A 1,414-nucleotide genomic window follows, 5' to 3' on the forward strand; every position below is an offset into this window, starting at 1 on the left:
GCAAACGCGGGGACCAACGGCTCCACAAGCTCCCACAACTCGTCCGGCACAAGACGCAACGACAAACGATCAACCACGACAAAGATCATCACACATCAGCCGTTGATCACCACGTAAGACACGCTCTAAGTCGATCTTGGGATCGTTGCGCTGCGGGTTTCGGTGGGTAAGGACGGTGAGTGCGGCCTGCACATCGACGGCGGGCGGCTGGTCGGGACACCCGCCCTGCGGGTCACGTTTGGTTGCTTCGCGCACGAATGCGGCCAGCACGTTGACCATGGCGGGCTGATCGCCGGAGGAGTCGCGGGCGATGCGTGCCAGGACGTAGATGCCGCCGAGACGAACCGCGGGGTTGTCGGCGAAGGTGGCCAGGATGTGGTACCCACGTCAGGAAGCTCTTCCTCGACCGTCGGGACGACAGGATTGGAAACTGCGCCCCTTTGACCGTTAGGCGAAGGCAGAGAAACCGCAGCATAAACCGGGCCCGTTGAAGGTCAATTCGCCGTAGTTCACCGCATCACCCGAACGCTCAACTCTCCCGTTTTTCTCCTTCTCCGAGCGCATCGGTCGTCACAGTTCCCCGCCGGCCGGGCGGATCCGGGAGTGGCCCGCCGGGTGAGACCGGCCGGAAACATCCCGCCTTGGAACATTCTTCGGCGTGGCAGTGGCGCCCGTTTTCACACCTCCGAAGCGAGGATCAGGGCACTGGTCGGAACCCCGACTCCGGCTGTCACGAGGACGTTGCGGACGTTCTCGGGCTGGTTGGCCGATGTGCCGCGCACGAGCCGGACGCCTTCCGCGATGCCGTTGGTGCCGTGGAGGTAGGCCTCACCGATCTGACCGCCGTGGGTGTTGGTCGGCAGGGAACCGGTCACCTCGAGGTGTCCGTCGGCGATGAAGTCCTTGGCCTCCCCGCGTCCGCAGAAGCCGTACTCCTCGAGCTGGTTGAGCACGTAGGGAGTGAAGTGGTCGTAGAGAACGGCCGCATCCACGTCCGAGGGACCGAGCCCGGACTGGGACCACAGCTGCCGGGCGCACAGCTCGACCTCGGGGACCCTGGTCAGGTCGTCACGGTAGTAGCTGACCATCTGGTACTGGTCCGGCCCCATGCCCTGGGCGGCACCGACGATATAGGCCGGTGTCGACGGCAGCTCCTTGGCCCGCTCGGCGCTGACGATGACCATGGCCTGGCCTCCGTCGGTCTCCTGGCAGCAGTCGAACAGGTGCAGCGGCTCCGCGATCCATCGCGAGGCCTGGTGTTCCTCCAGAGTGAGCGGTTTGCCGTAGAACCATGCCTTGGGGTTGTTCGCCGCGTGTTTGCGCGCCAGGACGGCCACCCGGCCGTAATCCTCACTCGTCGCCCCGTAGACGTGCATGTAGCGGCGGGCGAACATCGCCGTGTGCTGGGCCGGGG

Annotated in this window: 2 protein-coding genes; both read right to left on the bottom strand. The window is 65.2% G+C overall.

The features are described from left to right. Positions 1–69: 69 nt before the first annotated feature. Positions 70–279 carry a hypothetical protein gene (locus FNH05_RS37335; RefSeq protein ID WP_144593532.1) on the bottom strand — a complete coding sequence of 70 codons (210 nt, stop codon included), beginning with the start codon at positions 277–279 and terminating at the stop codon, positions 70–72. 398 nt (positions 280–677) lie between these two features. Continuing rightward, on the bottom strand, positions 678–1,414 hold a 737-nt coding region (locus FNH05_RS37340; protein WP_425458537.1), incomplete at its 5' end, for a thiolase C-terminal domain-containing protein.

Origin of the sequence: Amycolatopsis rhizosphaerae (genome assembly GCF_007713715.1) — a bacterium.
In the GTDB taxonomy this organism is placed as follows: Bacteria; Actinomycetota; Actinomycetes; order Mycobacteriales; family Pseudonocardiaceae; genus Amycolatopsis_E; species Amycolatopsis_E rhizosphaerae.